Source organism: Stenotrophomonas sp. 3(2025) (assembly GCF_052665395.1).
In genome coordinates, this window is the sequence record NZ_JBQOIF010000007.1 from 108125 (window position 1) to 132339 (window position 24215).

At 67.0% G+C, this 24215-nt stretch carries 27 protein-coding genes; 9 read left to right on the forward strand and 18 right to left on the reverse strand.

The features are described from left to right. The first annotated feature begins 211 nt into the window (after positions 1 to 211). Positions 212 to 2290 (forward strand): prolyl oligopeptidase family serine peptidase, encoded by a 2079-nt coding sequence (locus tag ACUXVE_RS07625; RefSeq protein WP_445514144.1) that lies wholly within the window; start codon positions 212 to 214, stop codon positions 2288 to 2290. 129 nt (positions 2291 to 2419) lie between these two features. After that, positions 2420 to 3658, forward strand: a complete 1239-nt coding sequence (locus ACUXVE_RS07630; RefSeq protein ID WP_445514145.1) for a DUF819 family protein — start codon at positions 2420 to 2422, stop codon at positions 3656 to 3658. 88 nt (positions 3659 to 3746) lie between these two features. Here ACUXVE_RS07630 and ACUXVE_RS07635 read toward each other — a convergent pair whose 3' ends face one another. From ACUXVE_RS07635 to ACUXVE_RS07655, 5 genes are read right to left on the reverse strand one after another with little or no spacing between them, the layout of a single operon-like run. After that, on the reverse strand, positions 3747 to 4226 hold the full coding sequence (locus ACUXVE_RS07635; protein WP_032975950.1) for a hypothetical protein: 480 nt from the start codon (positions 4224 to 4226) through the stop codon (positions 3747 to 3749). A 46-nt stretch (positions 4227 to 4272) separates the two neighbouring features. Next, positions 4273 to 4533, reverse strand: coding sequence for a cell division topological specificity factor MinE (gene minE, locus ACUXVE_RS07640; protein WP_005408532.1), 261 nt, complete (start codon positions 4531 to 4533; stop codon positions 4273 to 4275). A 2-nt stretch (positions 4534 to 4535) separates the two neighbouring features. Beyond that, the gene (gene minD / locus ACUXVE_RS07645; RefSeq protein WP_025873877.1) at positions 4536 to 5345 is read right to left on the reverse strand and encodes a septum site-determining protein MinD; all 810 of its coding nucleotides are present in this window, start codon (positions 5343 to 5345) and stop codon (positions 4536 to 4538) included. A gap of 36 nt (positions 5346 to 5381) precedes the next feature. Beyond that, positions 5382 to 6242, reverse strand: a complete 861-nt coding sequence (gene minC / locus ACUXVE_RS07650; RefSeq protein ID WP_093817629.1) for a septum site-determining protein MinC — start codon at positions 6240 to 6242, stop codon at positions 5382 to 5384. Then, entirely contained in the window at positions 6188 to 6784 is a 597-nt protein-coding gene (locus ACUXVE_RS07655; protein ID WP_093817630.1) for a GNAT family N-acetyltransferase, read from the reverse strand. Before ACUXVE_RS07655 ends, minC begins: the two co-directional genes overlap by 55 nt. 150 nt (positions 6785 to 6934) lie before the next feature. Here ACUXVE_RS07655 and ACUXVE_RS07660 point away from each other — a divergent pair, with 150 nt between their 5' ends. The 4 genes from ACUXVE_RS07660 to ACUXVE_RS07675 all read left to right on the forward strand — a co-directional run bounded on the left by ACUXVE_RS07660 (position 6935) and on the right by ACUXVE_RS07675 (position 10576). Next, positions 6935 to 8140: a sensor histidine kinase gene (locus ACUXVE_RS07660; protein ID WP_025873874.1), complete on the forward strand. Its 1206-nt coding sequence runs from the start codon at positions 6935 to 6937 to the stop codon at positions 8138 to 8140. Beyond that, entirely contained in the window at positions 8140 to 8781 is a 642-nt protein-coding gene (locus ACUXVE_RS07665; protein WP_025873873.1) for a response regulator, read from the forward strand. The genes ACUXVE_RS07660 and ACUXVE_RS07665 overlap by 1 nt, the downstream gene beginning before the upstream one ends. A 245-nt stretch (positions 8782 to 9026) precedes the next feature. Next, complete coding sequence (locus ACUXVE_RS07670; RefSeq protein ID WP_049467700.1) at positions 9027 to 10100, forward strand: SRPBCC family protein; 1074 nt, start codon at positions 9027 to 9029, stop codon at positions 10098 to 10100. 104 nt (positions 10101 to 10204) lie between these two features. Further along, positions 10205 to 10576 (forward strand): DUF423 domain-containing protein, encoded by a 372-nt coding sequence (locus tag ACUXVE_RS07675; RefSeq protein ID WP_222390325.1) that lies wholly within the window; start codon positions 10205 to 10207, stop codon positions 10574 to 10576. Between the two features lie 384 nt (positions 10577 to 10960). On the opposite strand, the gene ACUXVE_RS07680 is transcribed toward ACUXVE_RS07675, so the two are convergent. From ACUXVE_RS07680 to ACUXVE_RS07705, 6 genes are read right to left on the reverse strand one after another with little or no spacing between them, the layout of a single operon-like run. Further along, positions 10961 to 11770, reverse strand: coding sequence for a M15 family metallopeptidase (locus tag ACUXVE_RS07680; protein WP_445514146.1), 810 nt, complete (start codon positions 11768 to 11770; stop codon positions 10961 to 10963). 9 nt (positions 11771 to 11779) lie between these two features. Next, positions 11780 to 12373 carry a PH domain-containing protein gene (locus tag ACUXVE_RS07685; protein WP_301910136.1) on the reverse strand — a complete coding sequence of 198 codons (594 nt, stop codon included), beginning with the start codon at positions 12371 to 12373 and terminating at the stop codon, positions 11780 to 11782. Continuing rightward, a complete protein-coding gene (locus tag ACUXVE_RS07690) occupies positions 12370 to 13659 on the reverse strand; it encodes an alpha/beta hydrolase family protein (RefSeq protein WP_445514147.1) in 1290 nt (429 codons plus the stop codon). The genes ACUXVE_RS07685 and ACUXVE_RS07690 overlap by 4 nt, the downstream gene beginning before the upstream one ends. 2 nt (positions 13660 to 13661) lie before the next feature. After that, on the reverse strand, positions 13662 to 13841 hold the full coding sequence (locus tag ACUXVE_RS07695) for a DUF4177 domain-containing protein (protein WP_025873867.1): 180 nt from the start codon (positions 13839 to 13841) through the stop codon (positions 13662 to 13664). Continuing rightward, entirely contained in the window at positions 13838 to 14017 is a 180-nt protein-coding gene (locus tag ACUXVE_RS07700; protein ID WP_445514148.1) for an Arc family DNA binding domain-containing protein, read from the reverse strand. The genes ACUXVE_RS07695 and ACUXVE_RS07700 overlap by 4 nt, the downstream gene beginning before the upstream one ends. A gap of 45 nt (positions 14018 to 14062) precedes the next feature. Continuing rightward, positions 14063 to 14944 (reverse strand): SPFH domain-containing protein, encoded by an 882-nt coding sequence (locus ACUXVE_RS07705; protein ID WP_445514149.1) that lies wholly within the window; start codon positions 14942 to 14944, stop codon positions 14063 to 14065. Between the two features lie 145 nt (positions 14945 to 15089). Between ACUXVE_RS07705 and purT the strand changes: the two genes are divergently transcribed. Beyond that, on the forward strand, positions 15090 to 16277 hold the full coding sequence (purT, locus tag ACUXVE_RS07710; protein WP_445514150.1) for a formate-dependent phosphoribosylglycinamide formyltransferase: 1188 nt from the start codon (positions 15090 to 15092) through the stop codon (positions 16275 to 16277). 89 nt (positions 16278 to 16366) lie between these two features. On the opposite strand, the gene ACUXVE_RS07715 is transcribed toward purT, so the two are convergent. Together ACUXVE_RS07715 and ACUXVE_RS07720 are read right to left on the reverse strand one after the other, a co-directional pair. Further along, positions 16367 to 17572 (reverse strand): endonuclease/exonuclease/phosphatase family protein, encoded by a 1206-nt coding sequence (locus tag ACUXVE_RS07715; protein ID WP_445514151.1) that lies wholly within the window; start codon positions 17570 to 17572, stop codon positions 16367 to 16369. A gap of 38 nt (positions 17573 to 17610) precedes the next feature. Continuing rightward, positions 17611 to 18366 carry an arginyltransferase gene (locus tag ACUXVE_RS07720; protein ID WP_032975961.1) on the reverse strand — a complete coding sequence of 252 codons (756 nt, stop codon included), beginning with the start codon at positions 18364 to 18366 and terminating at the stop codon, positions 17611 to 17613. Positions 18367 to 18522: 156 nt separating this feature from the next. On the opposite strand from ACUXVE_RS07720, the gene ACUXVE_RS07725 reads away from it, so the two are divergent. After that, on the forward strand, positions 18523 to 19086 hold the full coding sequence (locus tag ACUXVE_RS07725; RefSeq protein ID WP_445514152.1) for an EF-hand domain-containing protein: 564 nt from the start codon (positions 18523 to 18525) through the stop codon (positions 19084 to 19086). A 51-nt stretch (positions 19087 to 19137) separates the two neighbouring features. On the opposite strand, the gene ACUXVE_RS07730 is transcribed toward ACUXVE_RS07725, so the two are convergent. The 4 genes from ACUXVE_RS07730 to ACUXVE_RS07745 all read right to left on the reverse strand — a co-directional run bounded on the left by ACUXVE_RS07730 (position 19138) and on the right by ACUXVE_RS07745 (position 22845). Continuing rightward, positions 19138 to 20355 carry an RNA polymerase sigma factor gene (locus tag ACUXVE_RS07730; RefSeq protein WP_428700764.1) on the reverse strand — a complete coding sequence of 406 codons (1218 nt, stop codon included), beginning with the start codon at positions 20353 to 20355 and terminating at the stop codon, positions 19138 to 19140. Between the two features lie 147 nt (positions 20356 to 20502). Then, positions 20503 to 21012, reverse strand: a complete 510-nt coding sequence (locus ACUXVE_RS07735; protein ID WP_140224859.1) for a DUF2007 domain-containing protein — start codon at positions 21010 to 21012, stop codon at positions 20503 to 20505. A gap of 3 nt (positions 21013 to 21015) precedes the next feature. Next, positions 21016 to 21915 (reverse strand): acyl-CoA thioesterase II, encoded by a 900-nt coding sequence (tesB, locus tag ACUXVE_RS07740; RefSeq protein WP_032951563.1) that lies wholly within the window; start codon positions 21913 to 21915, stop codon positions 21016 to 21018. A gap of 153 nt (positions 21916 to 22068) precedes the next feature. Continuing rightward, entirely contained in the window at positions 22069 to 22845 is a 777-nt protein-coding gene (locus ACUXVE_RS07745) for an enoyl-CoA hydratase/isomerase family protein (protein ID WP_093817639.1), read from the reverse strand. Between the two features lie 35 nt (positions 22846 to 22880). On the opposite strand from ACUXVE_RS07745, the gene ACUXVE_RS07750 reads away from it, so the two are divergent. Beyond that, positions 22881 to 23330, forward strand: coding sequence for a copper chaperone PCu(A)C (locus ACUXVE_RS07750; RefSeq protein ID WP_093817640.1), 450 nt, complete (start codon positions 22881 to 22883; stop codon positions 23328 to 23330). Positions 23331 to 23487: 157 nt separating this feature from the next. Here ACUXVE_RS07750 and ACUXVE_RS07755 read toward each other — a convergent pair whose 3' ends face one another. Further along, complete coding sequence (locus tag ACUXVE_RS07755) at positions 23488 to 24213, reverse strand: enolase (RefSeq protein ID WP_140224862.1); 726 nt, start codon at positions 24211 to 24213, stop codon at positions 23488 to 23490. Positions 24214 to 24215 lie beyond the last annotated feature (2 nt).

Genomic DNA, 24215 nt, shown 5'->3' on the forward strand with positions numbered 1-24215 from the left:
GGGAGTGCCGGCCGCTGGCCGGCAACCCTGGAACCCGTGACGCCCCATGGTTGCCGGCCAGCGGCCGGCACTACCGGTGTCCCCAGCAAACCGCGCTACGGCGCGGTTTGCTCTTTCTGGTGGCAGCTCAGCCACGGCCATGACCGATGGCCTTGGCAGGCCCGGCCGCGCAGGCCTACCATCGGTTTTTTGCCGTCCTGCGGAGACCCCGATGAAACTGCGTCATGCCCTGCTGCCACTGAGCCTGCTGGCTGCCCTGCCCAGCGTCGCCGCTGCCCGTGGCCTGGAAGTCCGCGACATGGTGGCCATGGACCGCGTCTCCGCGCCGGTATTGACCGCCGACGGCGGCACCGTGGTGTTCGCCAAGCGCAGCACCGATGCCAACCTCAAGGCCAGCACCGCACTGTTCGCGCGCAACCTGCGCACCCGCGACGCGGCACCGCCGAAGCAGATCACGCCGGCTGGCTGGAACGTCAACTCTGCATCGCTGTCGGCCGATGGCCAGACCGTGTACTTCCTCAGCGCCAGGAACGGCAGCCAGCAGCTGTACGCACAGCCGATCAGTGGCGGCGCCCCGCGCCAGCTGACCGACTTCCCGGTGGACGTGGACAGCTACCACGTGTCGCCGCAGGACGACCGCGTGCTGTTCAGCGCCGGCGTGTTCCAGGCCTGTGCCTCGGACCTGGCCTGCACCGAAAAGAAGCTGAAGGACGTGGAAGGCGCCAAGGCCAGCGGCAAGGTCTTCGATTCGCTGTTCGTGCGCCACTGGGATACCTGGAACGACGGCCGCCGCAACACCCTGTTCGTCGCCCCGTTGCCGGCAGCCAAGGCCGGTGCGGTCAAGGGCGCTTCGGCGCTGAGCGCGACCATCGACGGCGACGCTCCGTCCAAGCCGTTCGGTGGCAATGACGATTTCGCCTGGTCGCCGGATGGCAGCAGCGTGGTCGCCAGCATCCGCGTGGCCGGCAAGCAGGAGCCGTGGTCGACCAACTTCGACCTGTACCGCTTCGATGCTGCGGGCAAGCAGGCGCCGATCAACCTGACTGCGTCCAACCCGGCCTGGGATGCCGGCCCGGTGTTCAGCGCCGACGGCAAGACCCTGTTCTACCGCGCGATGAAGCGCCCGGGCTTCGAGGCGGACCGCTTCGGCCTGATGGCGATGGACCTGGCCAGCGGCAAGACGCGCGAGATCGCGCCGCAGTGGGACCGTTCTGCCGGCGGCATCACCCTGTCCGCCGACGGCGCCAGCATCTACACCACTGCCGACGACCTCGGCGAACACCCGCTGTTCCAGATCGACGTGGCCAGCGGCAAGGCCACCAAGCTGATCGGCGATGGCAGCGTCACCGCCGTCGACGTGGCCGGCAACAGTGTCGCCATCACCCGCAACAGCCTGAAGAGCAACGACCAGGTGCTGGTCGGCCTGCTGCCGGCCGCTGGCGAGCCGATCGGCGCGCTGCGCGCACTGACCCCGGCCGCTGGCGAAGTGCTGAAGGATGTGAGCTTCGGCGACTACGAGCAGTTCGAGTTCAAGGGCTGGAACAACGACACCGTGCACGGCTATGTGGTCAAGCCGCACAACTACCAGGAAGGCAAGTCCTACCCGGTCGCGTTCCTGATCCATGGCGGCCCGCAGGGCAGCTTCGGTAATGGCTGGAGCTACCGCTGGAACCCGCAGACGTACGCAGGCCAGGGCTACGCCGTGGTGATGATCGACTTCCACGGCTCCACCGGGTACGGCCAGGCCTTCACCGATGCGATCAGCCAGCACTGGGGCGACCGTCCGCTGGAAGACCTGCAGAAGGGCTGGAGCGCGGCGCTGAAGAAGTACGACTTCCTCAACGGTGACAAGGCCTGCGCACTGGGCGCCAGCTACGGCGGCTTCATGGTCAACTGGATCGCCGGCAACTGGAACAGCCCGTTCAAGTGCCTGGTCAACCATGACGGTGTGTTCGACCAGCGCATGATGGGCTATGCCACCGAAGAACTGTGGTTCACCGAGTGGGAGCAGGGCGGCACGCCGTACCAGAAGGCGGCGAACTACGAGAAGTTCAACCCGGTCAACCACGTGGCTGACTGGAAGAAGCCGATCCTGGTGATCCACGGCCAGCAGGACTTCCGCATTCCGGTCGAGCAGGGCCTGGCTGCATTCACCGCGGCCCAGCGCCAGGGCATCGAGTCGAAGTTCCTGTACTTCCCGGACGAGAACCACTGGGTGCTGAAGCCGAACAACAGCATCCTCTGGCATGACACCGTCAACGCCTGGCTGAAGCAGCACATCGGCGAATAAGCGATACCGGCGCCGCCCTTGTGGCGGCGCCCGGCTTTCCGGTAGTGCCGGCCGCTGGCCGGCAACTGCACGTTGCGACCTACCTACATGGGGTTGCCGGCCAGCGGCCGGCACTACCAGGATGCCTGCATGCCCTCGACTGCCCTGATCCAGAACGACATCGTCGTCTTCGGCCTGATCGCCGCCACCCTCGGCGCCGTGTTCTGGACCGCTTCGCGCGAGCAGGGCCTGTGGAAGCGCTTCTATACCTTCGTGCCGGCGCTGCTGCTGTGCTATCTGCTGCCGGGCATCTACAACACGTTCGGCCTGATCGACGGGCAGAACACCAAGCTGTACAACCCGATCGCACGCGACATCCTGCTGCCGGCGGCGCTGATCCTGCTGACCCTGGCGGTGGACATCAAGGGCATCCTGCGGCTGGGGCCCAAGCTGGTGCTGATGTACCTGGGCGCCTCGGCCAGCATCATGCTGGGTGCGGTGGTCGCGTTCCTGGTCATGCGTGCCATCCATCCGGACACCGTCGCCGGCGATACCTGGGCCGGCATGGCGGCACTGGCCGGCAGCTGGATCGGCGGCGGTGCCAACATGCTGGCCATGCGCGAAGTGTTCGATGTCAACGCGACCACGTTCGGCCAGTTCGCGGTGGTCGATGTGGGGGTTGGCTACGTGTGGATGGCGGCGTTGATCTTCATGGCTGGGCGCGCGGCGAAGATCGATGCACGCAGCGGTGCCGATACCTCCGCCATCGACGAGCTGAAGGAGCGCATCGCCCGCTTCCAGGCCGAGCATGAGCGCATTCCCAGCCTGACCGATCTGATGCTGATCGTGGCCGTGGCTTTCGGTGGCGTCGGCCTGGCCCACGCCATCGGCGCGCCGCTGGCAGCCTGGTTCAAGGTCAATGTCAGCTGGGCATCGCAGTTCAGCCTGGACGCGCCGTTCGTGTGGGTGGTGGTGCTGTCGACCACGCTCGGCCTGGGCCTCAGCTTCACCCGTGCACGTACGCTGGAAGGCGCGGGCGCCTCGCGCCTGGGCTCGCTGCTGCTGTACTTCCTGATCGCCTGCATCGGCATGCAGATGGATCTGCTGGCGTTGCTGGACCGCCCGTGGCTGTTCCTGCTCGGCATCATCTGGATCAGCGTGCACATCGTGCTGCTGTGGTGCCTGGGCAAGCTGTTGAAGGTGCCGTTCTTCTACTTCGCCATTGGTTCGCAGTCGAACATCGGCGGCCCGGCCTCGGCACCGGTGGTGGCCGCTGCGTTCCATCCCGCGTTGGCGCCGGTAGGCGTGCTGCTGGGCACGATGGGCTATGCCACCGGCACCTATCTGGCGTATGTGGTCGGCATCACCCTGCGCGCGCTGGCCACGTGACCCACGGTAGCGCCGGGCCATGCCCGGCGAACCGCGTCGCGGCGGCGGATGTGCATGCCGCCGGGCATGGCCCGGCGCTACCGATGCGTCATGCCACCGGCAAGCCGCGTTCGATCAGCCACGCCTTTGCGTCTTCGGCATCCTGTTCAAACCACGCCTTCGTCGACCCCAATCGATACGTATACCCCCACGCATCCATGTCGGCCATCAGCCGCTCACTGCCGACACCAGGCAGGTGCCCGGCCAGCACGATCTGCAGGTAGCAGGTGGCGTCTTCTTCGGGTACCGAATCGGTGGCGTCGGTATGCACCTGCGCGCGCCGCTCCGGTGGCAGCACGATCAGGTGGCAGGCTTCGTGCAGCATCGAATGCACCGGTGTGTCATCGCGCACGTACACGTCGCTGGCGATGATGCCCGCCTCGGGCTCGCCCCAGTAACTGCCCGGGATCGGCTCGCCGGCCGCAACGTGATGCAGCCGCAGCTCATGCGCGGCGAGCAGGCGCTGGGCATCGGCGAAGGCGATGTCGCCGACGCGGGTAACGTTCGGTTCGGGCGTGGTATCAGTCATGCGGGTCAGGCAGCCCCGCCCATGCAGGCACGGGCGGGGCAGGGGGTCAGGGTTTGTCCGGGCCTTCAGGCAGCGCCACGGAGATGTCCAGCACGTCGTGCTGGCCATCCTTGACCAGGTCCACCTTCACTGCATCGACGTCGATGTTGACGTACTTCTTGATCACTTCCAGCAGCTCGCGCTGCAGCAGCGGCAGGTAGTCGGGACCGCCACGGTGGCTGCGCTCCTGCGCGATGATGATCTGCAGGCGGTTCTTGGCGGTTTCGGCGGTGGTCTTCTTCGCTTTGAGGAAATCAAACAGGCCCATGCTTACCCTCCGAACAGCTTGCTGAAGAAGCCCTTCTTCTCGACGTTGGTGAAGCGCATCGGGCGTTCTTCGCCGAGGATGCGTGCGACGGCGTCGTCATAGGCCTGGCCGGCAGCGGATTCGCCATCCAGGATGACCGGCTCGCCCTTGTTGGAGGCATTGAGCACGTCGCCCGATTCGGGGATCACGCCGATCGCCTTCAGGCCAAGGACTTCCTCGACGTCGGCGATGCTGAGCATCTCACCGCTTTCCACGCGCACCGGGGTGTAGCGGGTCAGCAGCAGGAAGGCCGGCACGTCCTGGCCGGATTCGGCCTTGTGGGTCTTCGAATCGAGCAGGCCGATGATGCGGTCCGAGTCGCGTACCGAGGACACTTCCGGGTTCACCACCACCACGGCGCGGTCGGCGAAGTACATCGCCAGGAAGGCGCCCTTCTCGATGCCGGCCGGGGAGTCGCAGATGATGTAGTCGAAGCCGTCGGCAGCCAGGTCCTTCAGGACCTTGCCCACGCCTTCCTGGGTCAGCGCATCCTTGTCGCGCGTCTGCGAGGCAGCCAGCACGAACAGGTTGTCGAAGCGCTTGTCCTTGATCAGGGCCTGCTTGAGGGTGGCTTCGCCGTGCACGACATTCACGAAGTCGTACACCACGCGGCGTTCGCAGCCCATGATCAGGTCGAGGTTGCGCAGGCCGACGTCGAAGTCGATCACCGCCACCTTCTTGCCACGCCTTGCCAGGCCGCAGGCCAGGCTTGCGCTGGAAGTGGTCTTGCCGACGCCGCCCTTGCCGGAGGTGACTACGATGATTTCAGCCAAAGGACTTCTCCTGATGATTCTGTTTGAGGTGCTGCATCAGTCCAGCGCAGCGATCTTGATCTGGTCCTGTTCCAGCCACACCTGCACGGCCTTGCCGCGCAGGGTTTCCGGTACATCGTCCAGTACCTTGTAGTGGCCTGCAATGGCGACCAGTTCCGCATGGAAATCACGGCAGAAAATGCGTGCCGCGGTGTTGCCCTGGGCCCCCGCCAGCGCACGGCCGCGCAGGGTTCCGTAGATATGGATGCTGCCATCGGCGATGACCTCGGCGCCGGCGCCGACGGTGGCCATCACGGTCAGGTCGCAGTTTTCCGCATACAGCTGCTGCCCCGAACGCACGTTGCCCAGCTGCATGCGACCCGGCTGTGGCGCGGCGGCATCGGCAGTCTTGCCCATCGGCGTGGCCTGAGCCGGAGCCGGCGCGGCCTTCGCTTCGGCGCGCGCGGCACGGCGCGGTTCCGGTGCGGGGGCCGGCGGCGGGGCAGGTTCTGCCTCGGCGCGCTCGTACTGGGCGCGGAACTTGGCCAGCAGCGGCAGGCCGAGCTGCTGCGAGAGCAGGTCGACCGCACTGGTGCCATAGGCCAATGCCACCGGCAGTACGCCGGCACCGCGCAGGCCATCGACCAGCGCCTGCGCCGTTGCCACGTCGGGCACCTGGCTGAGGCCGCCGAAGTCCAGGATCACCGCTGCACGGCCGAACAGCTTCGGCGCACGGCTCACCCGCTCCTGCATTTCCTGCACGAGGCGTTCAACATCGAGGGTGCGGATGCGCAGGTTGGCAATGCCCACCTGGCCGATCTTCAGTTCACCGGCCTGTTCGTAATCGAAATTCACTGCCACGCTCAGGTCCCCGTCGACCGCTGTGCCTGCGCCGGCAGCTGCCGGTCGCGCGCCCATGCAACATCAGGCAGCTTGCCGCCATAGGTGTCATTCACCCACGGGAAGCTGCACAGTTCCTTGGCCAGCATGCTCGCGCGCACGTCCACCTGCGGCATGGTGTTCTGGCCCAGCTCGCGGAAGCCGAAGCTGCCGTGGAACAGCAGGGCGGCATCGGCGCCGTGGTCCAGGAACACCTCGCAGGTCATCTGCGGGTAGCGCAGCTCGGCGAAGCTCTGGGCGTCGGCATAGAACGCACGGCCGACGCCACCACCGCGACGGCGGCTGGCGACCACGATGCGGTCGATATAGAAGAAGGGGGTGTCCAGGTGTTGCTTGAACCAGGCGAAATTGCTGCTGTCGTGCTGGCTGTCGCTGCCGAAGCCGATCAGGAAGCCGGCCAGGTTGCCGTCGCGCTCGGCGACGCGGAAATATTCAGCGGTTGCATAGAACAGGCGCAGGCGCTCGGCATCCAGGGGAAGGATGGCCAGGCCAGCATTGTTGTTCAAAGCCAGGACGGAATCGAGCTCGTGCTCGCGCACGTCGCGGATGACAATCGACATTGTGACTCCGTGGGGTAACGCGGTTGGTCCCATGTACGGACCCTGCGCATGATTATTGCATGCCCGGGGTGGGCTGCGGCATGAACAGGGGACCGCACCGAACATGACTTTATGCCCTTGGGCCCTGACGCGCACAGGCTACGATGGGCCATGCTGGCCCGACTCAACCACAATGCGATGCTGCGCTACTCCGGGTTGTTCACCTGGGGCACCGTCGGCCTTTGGCTTGCGATCTACCTGATCGATCCGGTGTCGCTGACACTGGAAAGCCTGGACGGCGAGGCCGGCTTCCGGATCATTCCCTGGGCCTCGGCCTACCTGGCCTTCGGCTTCGTGTACTGGGTGCTGACGCGCTCGCTGGGCGAAAGCCGGCCCGGCTTCTTCGACCATGCCGCGCTGATCCTGCTGACGGCCTGCGCGATCGGCGTGAGCTACTTCTCCGGCACCGCACTGGGCAGCATCCTGCTGATGGTGGTGGCAGGCCTGCTGCCATGGCTGCTGGGCCCGCGCATCGGGGTGGTGTGGCTGGTGGCCAGCAACCTGGCGGTGCTGCCGGTCTACATCCAGCCGCTGGGCTTCCCGCCGGTCATCGCCGTGCTGCAGGCCGTCGGCTACATGGGTTTTTCCAGCTTCGTGTTCGTGATCGCGCTGGTCGCCCGCCGCCAGGCCGAGGCCCGCGAGGAGCAGCGACGGTTGAATGCAGAGCTGCGCGCCACCCGTGCGCTGCTGGCCGAAAGCGCGCGGGTGAACGAGCGCACCCGCATTTCGCGCGAACTGCATGACCTGCTGGGCCACCAGCTGACCGCGTTGACCCTGAATCTGGAAGTGGCCGGCCACCTCGCCGAAGGGCAGGCGCTGGAGCACGTGAAGCGCTCGCATGCCCTGGCCAAGCTGCTGCTGGGCAACGTGCGCGAGGTGGTCAGCCAGCTGCGCGAAACCGGCGCCATCGACCTGGCCGCTGCGCTGCGTCCGCTCACCGAGCACGTGCCGTCGCTGGACATCCAGCTGGAGATCGAGGAGCCGCTGAACGTGGAAGACCCGCAGCGGGCCCACGTGCTGCTGCGCTGCACCCAGGAGATCATCACCAACACGGTGCGCCATGCCGGCGCCCGCCACCTGTGGCTGCGGGTGTACCGTGAGGTCCCGGACCAGGTGGTGGTGGAGGCCCGCGACGATGGCGTCGGGGCGGAAACGGTCAATGTGGGCAATGGTTTGCGCGGCATGCGCGAACGCCTGCAACAATGTGGAGGCCAGCTGCAGGTGGAGACCCGCCCCGGCGAAGGCTTCCGGCTGCGGGCGACGGTACCGGCAACGGTGCTGGCAGCCCTTACCCAGGTTCCTGAAGGAGTGCGTTGATGATTCGCGTCTGCCTGGTCGACGACCAAACCCTGGTGCGGCAGGGGATCCGCTCGCTGCTGGCGCTCGACGACGGCATCGAAGTGGTGGCCGAGGCCGCCGATGGCCGCCAGGCGGTCGAGCTGATCCCGCAGATCCGCCCGGACGTGGTCCTGATGGACATGCGCATGCCGGTGATGTCCGGGCTGGAGGCGCTGCAGGTGCTGTCACGGCAGGAACAGCTGCCGCCGACCATCATCCTGACCACCTTCGACGATGACCAGCTGGTGCTGGCCGGGCTCAAGGCCGGTGCCAAGGGCTACCTGCTCAAGGACGTGACCCTGGCGCAGCTGGTCGGGGCGATCCGCACGGTGGCCGATGGCGGTTCACTGGTGCAGCCGGCGGTGACCCAGCGGCTGCTGTCCGGGCTGGAGCACATGCGCAACGACTTCGTCAGCCTGGACCGGCCCGACCCGCTGACCGACCGTGAGACCGAGATCCTGCGGCTGATGGCCAGCGGTTTCTCCAACAAGGAGATCGCCAATTCGCTGGGGGTCGCCGAGGGCACGATCAAGAACCATGTGTCCAACATCCTTTCCAAACTGGGCGTACGTGACCGTACGCGTGCAGTCCTGAAAGCGTTTGAACTCCAGTTGGTGTGAGGAAAATCCTTTAGCGACAAAGACTTGGCACGCAGCCTGGGCCCGGATTCAGGGTTGCCCCCCACTTGCCCCCTACATGCCGGGTACGCGGATGCGTTACCCTTCGAATTCTTTGTGCATACAAATGCGCAGCCGGCACGGAAACCGGTGCGCCAATCCCGATAACCAATGCCCGCGAAGCCTGCTAGGATTGGCGCTTCGCTTCAATCAACCCGGCCGTGGGATCGGCCCCGGAGACTCTCTGAATGACCCGTATTATCGAGTTCCTGATCGCCTTGGGGATCGTGGCTGGCCTGTTCGTCATCATTGGCGTCTGTCTGCCGGGCGAGCGTCACATCACCGAAAGCATCGAGACCAACCGCAAGATGACGATCGTGTACGACACGGTCAGCAGTCTGCGCCGCTTCAAGGACTGGAACCCGCTGGTACTGCGCGATCCCGCCGTTGAACTGAAGCTGTCCGGCCCGGCCTCCGGCGTCGGTGCCACTCTCGACTACACCTCCAAGGACCTGGGCACCGGTTCCTGGAAGGTGACCGAAGCCGAAGAGAACAAGCGTGTTGTGATCGCCGTCGACGATGCCTCCAAGGGTCACGACAAGGTCACCACCTTCACCCTGGAGCCGACCGGCAAGGGCGGTCGCAACGTCAAGATCACCCAGGACTACTCGGTGAAGTATGGCTTCGACCTGTTCGGCCGCTACGCAGGCCTGTATGTCAGCCGCCAGATCGGCGATGACATCAAGATGGGCCTGTCGCGCCTGGCGAACATGCTGGCCACCGTGCCGAATGTCGACTACCGCACCTCCGAAGCCCCGCTGACCGATCTGGGCATCGTCGATGTCCCGGCCGAAGACCTGCTGGTCGTCACCGCCGGTAATGTCGACCGTGGCCAGGATTCCATCACCAAGTCCATCAAGGACAACCAGGAGTGGATCAAGCGCGTGATCGAGGCCAATGGCCTGGAAGCCGCCGGTCCGCTGCGTATCATCACCACCGATTTCGGTGCTGAGAAGTACGCCTTCGACATCGCCCAGCCGGTGAAGAAGAAGGGTGCCGAAGGCGTGCCGGCCGAACAGCTGACCGTCAAGATCGACGGTGGCGCTCCGGTCAAGTACGTCCGCGTTGCTCCGCACCGTTCGGCGCATGCGGCCTACACCGGTCACATGGCAGGCCTGGACGTTGCCCGCAGCGCCCTGCGCGCCTGGGCCGTGACCTCGGGTAACGAAGTGATCGACCGTCCGTACGAAACCTGGAAGGACGGCGTGGACAAGTCGTTCACCCCGGAAGCGACGTACGACATCTACTGGGCCGTCAAGTAAGCTTCGGCTGACCCATGTAGTGCTGGACACGAAAACGCGCCGCTTCCTGCGGCGCGTTTTTTTTCATCCCGAGCCCGGTGTCGGGCATTGCGCAAGGAGCTGTCATGTTCAATTCCGAACGACGCGCGCGTAAACCGTCGTTGCTGGCCTGCCTGGGGGCGCTGCTGGCAGCCGCCTCGATCGGCCTCTCGGCCTATGCCGCGCATGGCGTGTCCGATCCGCTGGCGCAGCAGCACCTGAACATGGCGGCGTTGTACGCCTTTGCCCACGGAGCGGTACTGACCGCCCTCGGCCCGCGCGCGCAGGGCGCGATCGCGCATCTGTCGTTGTACGTGCTGCTGCTGGGCGTGCTGCTGTTCTCCGGCAGCCTGGTGGGCGGTGCGCTGTGGCAGTGGCCGACCCGGCTGGCGCCGGTAGGTGGCACCACGCTGATGGCCGGGTGGGTACTGCTGGCGATCAACGCGCTGCGGCGGTGACTGCGTCGAAATTGTCGCTTCAATCCGTGCTGATGCGATCTGCAGCGTTCATGGGCGTTACTTTTCTTTTCGCGCGAAAAGAAAAGTAACCAAAAGAAGCGCGCCGCCGGCCGCGAGCCGGTGCGGCGCACCGGTGCCCTGCGCTCCTCGGCCCGTCGAGGGACGGTGCGGGAACTCGCTGCGCTCAGACACCCGCACCTCTTCGCCCTCGCCGGGCCTGCGGTGCTCGGCTCGCTTGAAGGCGGACCCAACAGCCGCGCGCTGACCCGTCATGGAGGCTTCGAGCGAAGCGACCGGCTTTTGTCTTTGCCATCCCGTAGTGGACGCATGCGAAGTCCGCCCGGGCAGCTCCATGGATTTCGCCTTGCAGCCGCCACGAGCGGCTCAGCCGTTGGCCGGTGTCCAGCACCAGTGCCACGGTTCGTAGACGATCCCATGCGGGTTGTCGCGCGGATAGCTCAGATGGAACCCGTGCGCCGCGGCATTGGCCTGCAGCCACGCAAACGCAGCCGTCGCCTCGAAGGTCTCCTCTGCCGGCGCATCCCCCGGTGTGCCGATGTCCAGCGCGTGACCACTGTGGTGTTCGCTGAAACCAGGGGCGGCATTGACCGTCAGGATCTGCGGCACGCTCTGCCCGCGCGCCAGCTTGCGTTCGAAAATGCCGAGCTGATACGCATGGCTGCGGAAGCCGGAGATCGCGTCCAGTGCAATTCCATCCCGGGCGGCATGCAGGCGCATCCGTCGCCAGCCCTGCGCGGCACCGCAGCGCAGCCACAACGGGCGGGCAAAGCGATCACGTCCGGCCAAGTGCAGCACGCACGGCTCGGCTTCCAGTGCCAGCCCGCTGTCGTGCGCATAGCGCTGTGCATCCAGGCCCAGCTGCTGCAGGCGCTGCTGCAGGCCAACCAGCGGCAGCCACTGGTCTTCCAGTGCAGCGCCGAACGGTCGTGACCGTGCGCTATCCAGCAGGGCCAGCGCTTCCTCCACGCCGGGCTCGCGTGGCAGGCGCGGCACCAGCGAGTGCACACCGTGCGCCAGTACTGCCGCCAGGTAGCGGCCATCGCGCTTGCGCCGCAGTACCCATTGCGCGCGGGCCAGCAGGCGGGCGTCGAGATTGCTGCGCGCGCGCAGCAGCGGCGCAGGCCACAGTTCGACGGTCTCGGTGTTGATCAACAGCGGAGTGCTACGGTGCATCGATCCAGCTTACTGCCGTGGCGCCGTGCCGGCCACCTTGCGCAGCGCCTCCAGCAGGGCCTGCGGGCGCTCCAGGCTGAGCAGCAGGGTGCTGCCGCCGCGCACCGGAATCGCCAGCGTGCGTGCGCGGTCGGTGACCAGGGCAAAGCCCTTGCCGCCGCCCTGCAGGCGGAAGTGCCCGGAGTAGAAGCCGGGCATGCTGTAGCCGTTGGTCTTGAAACGGATGCCATAGCGGCGATCACGGCTCAGGTCGACCACCTCGGCCTGGTCCAGCAGCAGGTCGGCCACCGGCGTGCGGCGACGGTACAACGTCGAACGCACGTCCAGCACGTTGCCTGCCAGCTCCACCCGGCGACGGAAGAACGCCCAGCCCAGGCCGATGCCCATCAGCACGATCACCGCCAGGCTCCATGCCGCGCTGCCGCCCATCAGGAAGAATGGCGGCGACAGGGTGACCTCCATCCAGGGAGCCTCGCTGCGATTGTCGTGCAGCTGTGCCCACATGCCCACGCCCAGTACCGCCAGCAATGGCAGCAGCACCCACAGCACCCGCAGCGAAGAACTCTCGGCAACCTCGAAGGGGCGTGCATCACTGCCGCTCATCGCTGCGCCTCCACCCAACGCGCAACGTCATCGATCAGCTGCCCATCGACGTGGCCCGGCTGCGCGTATTCCTTCAATGAACTGGGGCCGCTGCCGGCGATGCCGATGTGGTTGAGGGCAGGGTAGGCCTTCCATTGCACGTCCCGGCGATCGGCCAGGGCTTTTTTCCACAGTGCCCAATCCGTTTCCGGTACCTGGAAGTCACGGCCTCCGTGCAGCATCAGCAGTGGCTTTTTCAGCGCCACTGCGTCGCCGCGTGCGTTCACCGCTTCGATGCTTTTCCAGAACGTCTGCGGCACGCCCAGTGGCAGTTCGCTGGCCGGCACAAGAGTTTCGCTGCGGGCCGCGGCGATCTGCGCGTCGAGCTTGTCCAGGAACGCTTGTTCCGGGGCGCTGATCGAGCCGTCCAGCGACAGCAGGTAGCGGTTCTGCTCCGGCAGCAGTTCAAGCAATGTGCGCGCCGGCGCGGCCCACAGGATCGCGCCGCGCGCCTGTGGCCAGCGGCTGGCGATGCGCGGGGCGAGCATGCCGCCCTGGCTGTGGCCGAGCACGAAGATCCGCTTGCCGTCGATGCGTGGGTCCGCCGCCAACGCGCTCAACGCTGCGATGGCATCGTCGGTGGTCTCGTCATCAACGTTGAAGCTGCCGCTCTGGAAGTCCTGGGGACGGGCATGGGTGCGCTTGTCGTAGCGCAGCACGGCGATGCCCTGGGCGGCCAAGCCGCGGGCGATGTCCAGGAACGGGCGGTTGCCACCGATGGTTTCGTCGCGATCCTGAGGGCCGGAGCCGTGCACCAGCACTACGGCCGGGAACGGTCCTTTGCCCTTGGGCAGGGACAATGTGCCGGGCAGCGCACCGCGTGCCTGTGGCACGCTGAAATCGGCCTCGCTGTAGTCCGCGTCGGCCGGCGGTGGCGGTGCCTTGGCGGCCGGGGCCGGGCGCAGCAGCAGGCCAGCCACTTGGTCCTGCCCGTTCACCGCCACCTGCGCGATCACCGCGCCACTGGCGAACTGCAACGGTACTTCCACCAGGTGCACGCCCTGCTGCTCGCTGCTGTGCGCCGGGCCGCGCTGCTTCAGTTCACCCAGCGACCGCCACAGGCCCTGCAGCTTGTCGGCAGGCACAGCCGCGGCCATCTGCGGGGTCAGCATGGACTCGGCATCGGCGGTGCGCCCTGCCTGCAGGTGATCGAGCAGGCGTGCTGCGACCTGCTGCGGTTCGCCAGCGGATGCACTGGAGGCCAACAGGGCAAGGGAAACAGCAAGCAACGAGCGGCGTGCGCTCATGGTCACAGCTCCTTCTTGAAGACCAGCAGGGCCGGGCGCATTGGCGCCGGGACGATGATGTTGACCAGTTCCCAGCCCAGCTGGCCCTGGCGGCTGAGTTCGGCCTGGATGTCATCGGCCTTCTGCAGGCCCATCATGGATGTCTTGACCTCGACGGTCAGGTAGCTCCAGCGCTTGCTCATTCCTTGTCCTCCGGCGATGGCTTGGGTTTCGGCAGGCGGCCTGCCTTGCGCAGTGCGTCGCGCAGCATGTATTCGATCTGTGCGTTGAGGCTGCGCAGTTCATCGTCCGCCCAGCGCTGTGCGGCCGCCAGGACCTCGGCGTTGATGCGCAGCGGATAGGCTTTTTTCTCGCTCATGCAGACTCCTGGCGGGGCGGTGGGGCGCCCCGTTGCGAGGGTGGCTCAGTACAGCGAGCCGGTGTTGACGACCGGCTGCGTGCCGCGGTCCGAGCACAGCACGGTCAACAGGTTGCTGACCATGTGCGCCTTGCGCTCCTCGTCCAGCTGCACCACGCCGTTCTTCTGCAGCTCGGCCAGCGCCATCTCGACCATGCCGACCGCACCGGCGACGATGCGCGTGCGTGCGGCGATGACCGCATTGGCCTGCTGCCGCTGCAGCATCGCCTGGGCGATTTCAGCGGCGTAGGCGAGGTGGCTGATGCGCGCATCGATCACCTGCACGCCGGCATCGGCCAGGCGCTCGGCCAGTTCGTTCTTCAGGTGCTGGGAGATCTCGCTGGCATGGCTGCGCAGCGCCAGCTGGCCGTCCTCGTGCTGGTCATAGGGGTAGCTGGTGGCCATCGCGCGCAGCGCCGATTCGGACTGGATGTGCACGAAGCTCTCGTAGTCGTCCACGTTGTAGACCGCTTCGGAGGCATCGACCACCTGCCAGACGATCACCGCAGCGATCTCGATCGGGCTGCCGTCCAGCTCGTTGACCTTCAGCTTGCCGCTCTCGAAATTGCGCACGCGCTGGCTCACGCGGCGCTTGCTGAAGAAGGGATTGTTCCAGCGCAGGCCGTTGTCCTTGACGGTGCCGACGTACTTGCCGAACAGGCTGACCACCGCCGCCTGGTTGGGCTGCACGGTGTACAGACCGGCCAGCGCGACCAGCGCCAGCGCAGCGATCAGCAGGCCGGCCAGGATCAGCAGCACGTTGGGCGAGCCGGTGCTGGCCTTCGCTGCGACCCCGGCCACGAACAGGGCGCCGCCGGCGAGGGCTATGACCAGGGACCCGGCGAGCGCGCCCAGGCCGTTGAGGGAGGACAGCGACTTCTCTTTCATGGCGGTACGTCCTTGAGGGTTCGAATTTAAGATATCAAAGTGATATCACATTCGGGCTACCGTTCGTCGGCTGAGCGTGCCCAGGCGCTGCGGCTGGACCGGCTAGAATGCCCACCCGCCTTCACATCGCTGCTGGAACCCCGCCATGGCCAAGCTTGGAACCCCGTTGTCCCCCTCCGCCACCCGTGTGCTGCTGCTGGGTTCGGGCGAACTTGGCAAGGAAGTGGCCATCGAACTGCAGCGGCTGGGCGTGGAAGTGATCGCTGCCGACCGTTACGCCGATGCCCCGGCCATGCAGGTGGCACATCGTTCGCACGTGATCGACATGCTGGACGCGATGGCCCTGCGCCAGTTGATCGCCCAGGAGCAGCCGCACCTGGTGGTGCCCGAGATCGAGGCGATCCATACCGAGACCCTGGTGCAGCTGGAGCAGGAGCAGGGCCTGCGGGTGATCCCGACCGCGCGTGCTGCGCGCCTGACCATGGATCGTGAGGGCATCCGCCGCCTGGCCGCCGAGACGCTGGGCCTGCCGACCTCGCCGTACCGTTTTGTCGACACCGAGGCCGAGTACCGCGCCGCCGTGGCGGCGATCGGCCTGCCGTGCGTGGTCAAGCCGGTGATGTCGTCCTCGGGCAAGGGCCAGAGCACGCTGCGCAGCGAGGCGGACATCGCCCCCGCATGGGAATACGCGCAGACCGGTGGCCGTGCCGGCGCCGGCCGCTGCATCGTCGAGGGTTTCATCGACTTCGATTACGAGATCACCCTGCTGACTGTACGCCACGCCGGCGGCACGTCGTTCTGCGCACCGATCGGCCACCTGCAGAAGGAGGGCGACTATCGCGAAAGCTGGCAGCCGCAACCGATGTCGGACAAGGCGCTGGCGCGTGCCGAAGAGATCTCGCGCGCGATCACCGATGACCTCGGTGGCTGGGGGCTGTTCGGCGTCGAACTGTTCGTGAAGGGCGACGAGGTGTGGTTCAGCGAAGTATCGCCGCGCCCGCACGACACCGGCCTGGTGACGCTGGTATCGCAGGAGCTGAGCGAGTTCGCGCTGCATGCGCGGGCCATCCTCGGCCTGCCGATCCCGGTGATCCGCCAGAGTGGCCCATCGGCCTCGTGCGCGCTGCTGGCGCATGGCGAAGGCGTGCCGTACTTCAACAACGTGGCCGCCGCACTGCAGGTGCCGGACACCGCCGTGCGCCTGTTCGGCAAGCCGAGCGTGCATGGCCATCGCCGCGTGGGCGTGACCCTGGCGCGCGCGGAATCCATCGACGAAGCGCGCGCCATCGCGCGTGAGGCCGCCGAAGCGATCGGCGTCGAGCTGCGCTCGTAAAACGGTAGCGCCGGGCCATGCCCGGCGGCTTCCCATAGGGCGCGCGACGCGGCCGGAAAAGCCGCCGGGCATGGCCCGGCGCTACCGGCTTATTTCACATCCACCCATACCAGGTGGTGGTCGCTGCCATCGGCGATCTTCGCTTCGGCACTCTCATTGGCCGGCCAGAACACGCCGCTGCCAAGGTACTCGAAACCGACCGAGGGCAGCACGTAGTCCAGGCGCATGGTGCCGGACTTCGGGCCGAAATCGCCGGTGGCATGGAACGGCGCACCCTTGCGGGCAATGCCCTTGGCCGCATAGGCCAGGCTGGTCTGCTCGGCGCCCACGCTGCGTGGGGTGGGGTAGCGCAGTACGCGGGCGTTCTCGATCAGTTCGACGATCGCCTCATGGCGGCCATCGCCATCGACCGGATCATTGTTGAGGTCGCCAAGGATGACAAAACGCGCATCCTGGGCCAGGCCGCCGCACTGGCCCTTGTCGTCGCACAGCCACGGCTTGTCGCCCTTGGACAGGTACTCCTGCCACAAGCGCAGTTCGTCATGGTTGCGCGCGGCGTTGCGCTTCTCCGGGCCGTCGAACACCGGCGGCGTCGGGTGCGAGACCAGCGCGTGGACCACGCCGGCCGGGGTCTTCACCGGCACGTCCCAGTGCGACTTCGACGACAGCCGCAGCTGCGACCAGACGGTGTCGTTGTAGAAGCTCTTGCCGGTGCGCGGATCGACCGGGCGGATCGCGCCGGGCATCGCACTCCACTTCAGCAGCTGGAAGCTGCGCACCTTGGCTTCGTCGATCGGGTAGCGCGACAGCACCAGCATGCCGTACTGGCCCGGGTGCAGGCCGTAGCCCCAGGCGTCGTTGCCGCGACCGCGGCCTTCGCCGCCGACCACGCCGTTGTTGTCCAGGTCCAGGCCACTGGGCACACCGGTGTTCACCGGCGCCAGGTAGCGGTAGGCGAAGTGCAGCGGCTTGCCGCCACCGGGCTGGGCCACTTCCAGGTAGCGCTTCTGGAACAGGTCGGCGGCACGATGGGCGTCATCGAAGTCGAACTCGTTCAGCAGCACCAGGTCAGGGCGCGCCTGCTGCAGTACCGCGGCGATCTTGCGCGCATGTTCGCTGTCGCCTTCCAGCTCGGCGATCAGGCCGCCGGCTTCGTCCGAATACAGCGAGGTGTTGTAGGTGGCCAGGCGCAGCGCTGCAGACGGTTTTTCGGTCATCGCGGGGGACGTGGCAAAGGCGGGAGCGGCGGCGCCACAGAGCAGGGCCAGGCCGAGAATCAGGGGTTTGGCGTTCATGGGCCCTATTGTGCACCTGGCCCGGTGTCAGTGGTTTGTCAGCGTCCGTCCAGTTCGTCATCGAAATCATGCCAGCGGCGGCCATCGTAGGCCTCCAGCGGGCGATAGCGCCGCTTGTAGTCCATCTTCTGGTGCTCGCGTATCCAGTAGCCCAGGTACAGATGGGGCAGGCCCTCGCGGCGGGCCCACTCCAGCTGCTGCAGGATCGCGAACGTGCCCAGCCCGCGCGCGGCATGGGCGGGGTCGAAGAAGGTATAGACCGCCGACAGCCCGTGCTCGGTCACATCGGTTACTGCCACGCCCAGCAGCTGGCTGGGCTGCCCGTCGTGGCCGGGCAGGCGCATTTCCATGAAGCGCGTGTGCGACCAGCTGCCGATCAGGAACTGTTCGAACTCGTGCGGGCCGTGGTCGTCCATGCCGCCCTTGGCATGACGATGCACCAGGTAGCGGTGGTACAGCTCGAACAGATCCTCGCGTGGCATGGCCGCGGTGATGCGCACTTCCAGATCGGCGTTGCGGGCGGCGCAGCGGCGCTGGCTGCGATCCGGGGCGAAGCGGGCCACCGGAATGCGCACGGCGACGCAGGCGTGGCAGTTCGCACAATGCGGGCGATAGACCAGATCACCGCTGCGTCGGAAGCCCCAGCTCAGGGCCAGCGGGTACAGCCCGCCGAGGCGACGATCCTGCGGGTCCAGCACCAGGTCGCGTGCAACCCGGTCCGGCCAGTACCCGCAGGGGTGCTCGCCGGTCTGGAACAGTCGCAGTTCGTCGTCTCTGTCGCCGTGTCTCGCCATGGGCACAGCATAGCTCCAGCCTGTCGCAATGGCGGCGACTGTCCGCTGGATGAATGGAATGGGCGGCTGCGTCAACCGAGGTCGTGGTCAGGCGTTGTTGTCCTCCGAGGGTGAGGTGTTCACCCCGATGCCAATCCCATTCCCAGGAGTGACCCCATGATCCGTACCCCCCTGCTGCTGGCCCTGCTGCTCGGCACCTCCGCGACCGGCATTGCCTTGGCTGCCGACACCCCGGCTGCACCGGCGCAGCGTCCGGCCAAGCTGGATACCAATGGCGACGGCGTCATCGACCGCAGCGAAGCGGCGGCCAACCCGCGCCTGGCCGCAAAGTTCGACGAGCTGGACAGGAACAAGGACGGCAAGCTCTCGCGTGATGAACTGCCGCGCTGGAAGCATGGACGCCACGGTGGTCGCGGTGGCGAGCGCTGGGCCAAGCTGGACGCGAACAAGGATGGCCGCATCAGCCGTGAGGAAGCCAAGGCCGATCCGCGCCTGGCCGGGCGTTTCGACCAGCTCGACCTCAACAAGGATGGCTACCTGGACAAGGCCGACCGCGAGCTGCGCATGAAGCAGCATCGTGACGCCTGGTTCGCCGCGGCCGATACCAACAAGGATGGCCAGCTGAGCAAGGCCGAGTTCGACGCCGCCAAGGGCCCGATGCACGGCGGCCCGCGCCATGGCGGCCCGCGTGACGGCGCCGCGCCGAAGCCGCAGCGCTGATTTTCAATGCGGTGATCGACGACCACGCCGGCGCACTGCCGGCGTGGTCCGTTACAGGCGGCCGCTGAGCGTCATCGTGTAGGCCAGGGCACCGATGACGACCAGGTTCACCGCCATCATGCCGGTCAGGCCGTACATGGATTCGTACTTCCAGTTGATCCCGTTACGCCCACGCCGGGCTGCATCACGCGCGAGCAGCGGCGCCATGATTCGCCGCAGCGTCACCAGGCACTGGTAGTTGACCACCACCAGGCCCAGTGCCAGCACCAGCAGCTGCGCCCACATCGGCGCCTGCAGCAGCACGGTGAACAGGATGGCCAGGCACCAGCCCAGGCTGGTGCCGGTACTGAGGTTGACGAAGCGGCGGACCTGGACCTGCTCGGCACCGGTCTCTGCGTAGGACAGCAGGAAACGCCCTCCGAGATAGCTGCCGAGCGCGCCACCGACGACGCCACCGATGATCGCGGCCCAGCTTGACGCAGGCAGCATCTGCAGCTGGCCCAGCGTGGCGGTCAACGAGCCGAGCGCGGTGCCGCCGGCAGCGCTGGCGCCACCGAGGCCGAGCTTGCTGCCACCCACGCCGACGCCGGTTCCCAGCAGGATCGCCGCGCTGGCGGTGCCGGGCGCGGCGATCATCACCATCGACACCACCGCCGTTGCGAACGCAGCACTGGGCGCGCTGCTGCGTGCGAATTCGCCGAAGCGCTGCAGCAGGCCCTCGCGCACCTGCGCACGGGCACGTGACAGGCGCTTGCGTACCGCCGCGTCGCTCAGCCCGAGCAGGTCGGCGACCTGCTGCGAATGCTGGCCCTCGCGGTAATACAGCAGCAGCACTTCGCGGCTGTCGGCGGGCAGGGCAGAGATGATGTCTTCGGCAGCGATTTCCTCTTCCAGCCGCTGCAGGCGATCGGCCACGCCCGGGGTCGGATCCGCAGCCATGGTCAGCGCCACTTCGGCAGCCTCGCCGCTCAGCGGTCGACCACGTTGTGCGCGCAGCCAGTCGCGGGCGAGGTTGCGGGTGATCTGCCGCAGCCAGGGCAGGAAGCTGCTCGCGCTGCGCAGCTGGTGCAGCTGCTGCCAGCCCTTCACGAACGCTTCCTGGGCGATGTCCTCGCTGGCCTGGCGGTCGCCGGTGATGGCCAGGGCGATGGCGGTGACCGTGTTCTGGCAGGCCAGCACGATGCGGCCATAGGCATGCTGGCAACCGCTGCTGGCGGCCGGCAGTTCGCGTTCCAGGGTTTCGTCGATGCTTGCGGCGAAGATCGTCATGGCGGCGGGCTCCTGCAGGGATTGTGTCCCATGACGGAGGCGCGCGCCGAATGTGACCGGTTCGCGTCCCGGTAGCGCCGGCCTTGCCCGGCGGCGTCTCTGTCAGGCCGCTGCGCTCGCCGGGCATGGCCCGGCGCTACCTGCGCGTTACGTGGACGGCTGGATGCGGACCCGCACTTCCTCTTCTTCCGGCGGTGCCGGCGCGGTCGGCTGTGCTTGCTGCGGCTGTGCCTGCGGGGCGGGCACCGGCGCGGTTGGGGCAGGGGTACCGCGATGGCGCAGGCCGATCACCAGCGCCACGCCGGCGATCACCACCAGCAGGGCAATGCGGATGCGCCAGGCCCAGCCACGACCGCCGGTACTTTCCTGCACGTCATCGCGGAAGGCGAACTCGGCGGTCGGGTGGTCACGACGGGTGGTGTCGAGCAGGCGCGCCTCGCGCAGGATTTCGCGCGCGCGTGGCTGGTCGTCGGCACGCACGATCCACACCGCCGGGTAGGCGCCGGCATTGCCCAGGTCGGTATAGCTGAACTGGCCACGTCGACGGGTCTTGTACGAGCGCCCGTTGGTGACCTTCACCTGGATGTCGTGGCTGCGCAGGAGCTCGGCCACGCCTTCTACGGTTTCCACGCGCTGGCTGCTGAAAATCTGACGCATCGGTCAATCCTTGGCTGGCACGGCGGCCGCTGCTGCCTGGTCCGGAACCACGCGGATCAAGCCTTCCTGGGCGGTGCTGGCAACCAGCACGCCATCACGGGTGAAGAACTGGCCACGGGCCAGGCCGCGCGAATCCTGCGCACTGGGGCTGTCCAGCGAGTACAGCAGCCAATCGTCGGCGCGGAACGGGCGGTGGAACCAGATCGCGTGGTCCAGCGAAGCCATCTGCACGTGCGGATGGTAGTAGCTGATGCCGTGCGGGAACGTGGCCGTGCCCAGCAGGTGGAAGTCCGACGCGTAGGCCAGCAGTGCCTGGTGCAGCTCGGGAGCATCGCCCACGCGCTCGCTCAGGCGCAGCCAGACCTGGTGGTAGGGCGGGCGCTTGGGCGGGTTCAGTTCATCGCGGGGATACACATGGCGGAACTCGAACGGACCGCCGCGCGACAGCCAGCGCTGCACCTTGATCGGCAGGCGCTCAAGCACCTCCGCCGGCAACGGCCGGTTCGGTTCGATGTCTTCCGGTTGCGGCACTTCGGGCATCTTGTGCTGGTGCTCGGCACCGGATTCGGCCTGCTGGAACGAGGCCGCGCAGAAGAAGATCACCTTGCCATGCTGGATCGCGGTCACCCGGCGCACCGAGAAGCTGCCACCGTCGCGGGTGCGGTCGACGTCGTAGACGATCGGATGGTCGATGTTGCCGGCGCGGAGGAAATAGGCGTGCAGCGAGTGCACATGGCGACCATTGTCAACCGTGGCCTGCGCGGCCGCCAGGGCCTGGCCCAGCACCTGCCCGCCGAACACGTACTTGGTACCGATGTCGCGGCTCTGGCCGCGGAACAGGTTGTCCTCCAGCCGCTCCAGGGTGAGCAGATCGATCAGCTCGGAGACGACGGGTTCGGGCATGTCGTTCAAGGGGGCGGCCACAGCGATGAAAGAGGGGTCGATTATACCGGTGTAGGCCGGATGCCCCATCTTCGGCAGTGCCGGCCGCTAGCCGGCATCCGCAGGCGTCCCGGCAGGATTGCCAGGCTGCCGGCCAGCGGCCGGCAATACCGTTTACTTGCCGAGACGCGCCACCAGTGCCTGCAGTGCGTTCTGCGCATCCGGGGCGAACCAGGCCTCGACGAAGCGGTCGAGCTGGATCAGGTCCGGATGCAGGGCGTCGTGCAGCTCGGCGCGGGCGATGGCACGGGTCAGCAGCATCGGCTGCCGCGGCTGCTTCAGCAGGTCCTGCAGCCAGGCCACCGCACGGGCCGCCACCAGTTCGCCATCCACCAGTTCGTCGACCAGCCCGATCTGCAGCGCCTGTTCGGCCGGTACCAGCGCGCCGGTGGCCAGCAGCACGCTGGAGCGGTGCGCGCCCACCGCACGGCGCAACAGGCGCTGGATGCCTTCCGGTGCGATCAGGCCAACCTGCACCTCGTTCAGGCCGATGGCATACGGGCGCGCCGGATCGGCACTGCGTGCCATCACCCGGTAGTCGCAGCACAGGGCCAGCACGCAGCCGCCCGCCGGTGCATGGCCGGTGATCGCCGCAACCACCGGGATGCGGCTCTCGGCCAGCGTGCGTACCGCGCCGAAGAATGCGTTCCAGGTGTCCAGCAGCTTGTGCTTGTCATCGCCATGCGAGAGCAGGTGCGGCACGTCCATGCCGCCGGTGAAGATGCGCTCGCTACCCGACAGCACGATGCCGTGCGCGTCCTCGGCCATCGCCAGTTCGATGGCATGGATCAACTGCCGGCACAGCTCGGTGTCCAGTGCATTGACCGGCGGACGCGCCAGCCGCAGCTCGCGGATGGGGCCATGGTTGATCACCTCGATGAGCGTCGTCATGCTGCGGGTCTCGTTGCGAAGAAGGAACCTGGGCGATGATAACCAAACCATTCGTTGGCGTACTGTTGATGATGTGTGCGGGCGCAGCATCGGCGGCGGCCGCTGTGCCGGAGTGCGTCACCGTCTCGCAGGGCTGGGTACGTCTGCCGCCCAGCCCGACGGCGACGCCCATGACTGCCGGCTATGGCGTGATCCGCAACGGCTGCTCCACCGCGGTAACCATCATCGGTGCGCGCAGTGCGGGTTTCGGTGATGTGTCGTTGCACGAGACCCGGATCGTCGACGGGGTCAGCCGCATGCGTGCTGTCGAGCGCCTGCCATTGGCGCCGGGCGAACGCGCCGTGCTCAAGCCCGGCGGCCTGCACCTGATGTTGATGGACGGCAGGCGCGTATTGGCGGAGGGGCAGCCCGTGTGGCTGCAGGTGCAACTGGAGGGGGGCAGCGAAGTCAGCACGGCCCTGATAGTGCGCAAGGCCGCACCGTAACGCGGCGCTCGTTCCGCCGGGCATGGCCCGGCGCTACCCAGGCATCACTGCCGAATCCACATCGGTAGCGCCGGGCCATGCCCGGCGAGCGCGCAGCGCGTTGGGGCTTAATCGGTAGCGCCGGGCCATGCCCGGCGAGCGTGCAGCGCGGTGGGGCTTACGACCAGTCGTACGAGAACAGCACCGTGCGGCTTTCCGGCTCGTACAGCATCACGATCGCATCGGCACCGGTTGCACACCAGTTGTAGCCGGCCACTTCGGCCACGGCGAAGAACTTGTGGCCATCGCGGGTGATGATCGCGCGCTCGGCATCGTCCGGCGCATGACGGTCGTCGGCAGCCTCGGTGAACGCCAGCGCGAAGGCGGCTGGAATCTCCGCGGTTTCGATCCAGTTGCCGGTCGAGATCTGCCCACCCAGCACATCGAGGTAGGCCTGCTCGCCGGGCTCGCCGTCGCCATAGCGCGAATAGCTGGCCAGGCGTCCATGCTGCTGGAAGTACGCACGTGCCTTGCTGTAGCTCCCGCGCATCTCGGTGATGTGCTTCAGCGCGTGCTTGTCCTGCACCTGGTCGCCGATGAAGTAGCCCTCCTCACCGAGGAAACGCATGCGGTTGTCGCTGGTCAGTTCAAAGGCGATCCAGTTGGTGCCGGTGAACGCGTTGTGGTGTTCTTCGGTGGTTTCACCGATGCAGCCGTCGTAGGGCTCGATCGGGCACAGCATCGTGGCCACGCTGCCGGCCAGTTCCGGGCGCAGCACGCCCAGGTCGATCTTCAGCAGCGGCAACAGGTGCTGGCCAAGCCAGGCCTGGTCATCCGGGAACACGTCGGCGGGGAAGGGGACCATGCCGGGCAGCAGGTCGCGCAGTTCGGTCTGGTGGATCATGT

What these genes read in the sequence shown, in the direction of transcription:
- ACUXVE_RS07625 (WP_445514144.1), top strand. Translation starts at nt 212, where the DNA reads ATGAAACTGCGTCATGCCCTGCTGCCACTGAGCCTGCTGGCTGCCCTG.
- ACUXVE_RS07630 (WP_445514145.1), top strand. Translation starts at nt 2,420, where the DNA reads ATGCCCTCGACTGCCCTGATCCAGAACGACATCGTCGTCTTCGGCCTG.
- ACUXVE_RS07635 (WP_032975950.1), bottom strand. Translation starts at nt 4,226, where the DNA reads ATGACTGATACCACGCCCGAACCGAACGTTACCCGCGTCGGCGACATC.
- minE (WP_005408532.1), bottom strand. Translation starts at nt 4,533, where the DNA reads ATGGGCCTGTTTGATTTCCTCAAAGCGAAGAAGACCACCGCCGAAACC.
- minC (WP_093817629.1), bottom strand. Translation starts at nt 6,242, where the DNA reads ATGGGCGCGCGACCGGCAGCTGCCGGCGCAGGCACAGCGGTCGACGGG.
- ACUXVE_RS07655 (WP_093817630.1), bottom strand. Translation starts at nt 6,784, where the DNA reads ATGTCGATTGTCATCCGCGACGTGCGCGAGCACGAGCTCGATTCCGTC.
- ACUXVE_RS07660 (WP_025873874.1), top strand. Translation starts at nt 6,935, where the DNA reads ATGCTGGCCCGACTCAACCACAATGCGATGCTGCGCTACTCCGGGTTG.
- ACUXVE_RS07665 (WP_025873873.1), top strand. Translation starts at nt 8,140, where the DNA reads ATGATTCGCGTCTGCCTGGTCGACGACCAAACCCTGGTGCGGCAGGGG.
- ACUXVE_RS07670 (WP_049467700.1), top strand. Translation starts at nt 9,027, where the DNA reads ATGACCCGTATTATCGAGTTCCTGATCGCCTTGGGGATCGTGGCTGGC.
- ACUXVE_RS07675 (WP_222390325.1), top strand. Translation starts at nt 10,205, where the DNA reads ATGTTCAATTCCGAACGACGCGCGCGTAAACCGTCGTTGCTGGCCTGC.
- ACUXVE_RS07680 (WP_445514146.1), bottom strand. Translation starts at nt 11,770, where the DNA reads ATGCACCGTAGCACTCCGCTGTTGATCAACACCGAGACCGTCGAACTG.
- ACUXVE_RS07685 (WP_301910136.1), bottom strand. Translation starts at nt 12,373, where the DNA reads ATGAGCGGCAGTGATGCACGCCCCTTCGAGGTTGCCGAGAGTTCTTCG.
- ACUXVE_RS07690 (WP_445514147.1), bottom strand. Translation starts at nt 13,659, where the DNA reads ATGAGCGCACGCCGCTCGTTGCTTGCTGTTTCCCTTGCCCTGTTGGCC.
- ACUXVE_RS07695 (WP_025873867.1), bottom strand. Translation starts at nt 13,841, where the DNA reads ATGAGCAAGCGCTGGAGCTACCTGACCGTCGAGGTCAAGACATCCATG.
- ACUXVE_RS07700 (WP_445514148.1), bottom strand. Translation starts at nt 14,017, where the DNA reads ATGAGCGAGAAAAAAGCCTATCCGCTGCGCATCAACGCCGAGGTCCTG.
- ACUXVE_RS07705 (WP_445514149.1), bottom strand. Translation starts at nt 14,944, where the DNA reads ATGAAAGAGAAGTCGCTGTCCTCCCTCAACGGCCTGGGCGCGCTCGCC.
- purT (WP_445514150.1), top strand. Translation starts at nt 15,090, where the DNA reads ATGGCCAAGCTTGGAACCCCGTTGTCCCCCTCCGCCACCCGTGTGCTG.
- ACUXVE_RS07715 (WP_445514151.1), bottom strand. Translation starts at nt 17,572, where the DNA reads ATGAACGCCAAACCCCTGATTCTCGGCCTGGCCCTGCTCTGTGGCGCC.
- ACUXVE_RS07720 (WP_032975961.1), bottom strand. Translation starts at nt 18,366, where the DNA reads ATGGCGAGACACGGCGACAGAGACGACGAACTGCGACTGTTCCAGACC.
- ACUXVE_RS07725 (WP_445514152.1), top strand. Translation starts at nt 18,523, where the DNA reads ATGATCCGTACCCCCCTGCTGCTGGCCCTGCTGCTCGGCACCTCCGCG.
- ACUXVE_RS07730 (WP_428700764.1), bottom strand. Translation starts at nt 20,355, where the DNA reads ATGACGATCTTCGCCGCAAGCATCGACGAAACCCTGGAACGCGAACTG.
- ACUXVE_RS07735 (WP_140224859.1), bottom strand. Translation starts at nt 21,012, where the DNA reads ATGCGTCAGATTTTCAGCAGCCAGCGCGTGGAAACCGTAGAAGGCGTG.
- tesB (WP_032951563.1), bottom strand. Translation starts at nt 21,915, where the DNA reads ATGCCCGAACCCGTCGTCTCCGAGCTGATCGATCTGCTCACCCTGGAG.
- ACUXVE_RS07745 (WP_093817639.1), bottom strand. Translation starts at nt 22,845, where the DNA reads ATGACGACGCTCATCGAGGTGATCAACCATGGCCCCATCCGCGAGCTG.
- ACUXVE_RS07750 (WP_093817640.1), top strand. Translation starts at nt 22,881, where the DNA reads ATGATAACCAAACCATTCGTTGGCGTACTGTTGATGATGTGTGCGGGC.
- ACUXVE_RS07755 (WP_140224862.1), bottom strand. Translation starts at nt 24,213, where the DNA reads ATGATCCACCAGACCGAACTGCGCGACCTGCTGCCCGGCATGGTCCCC.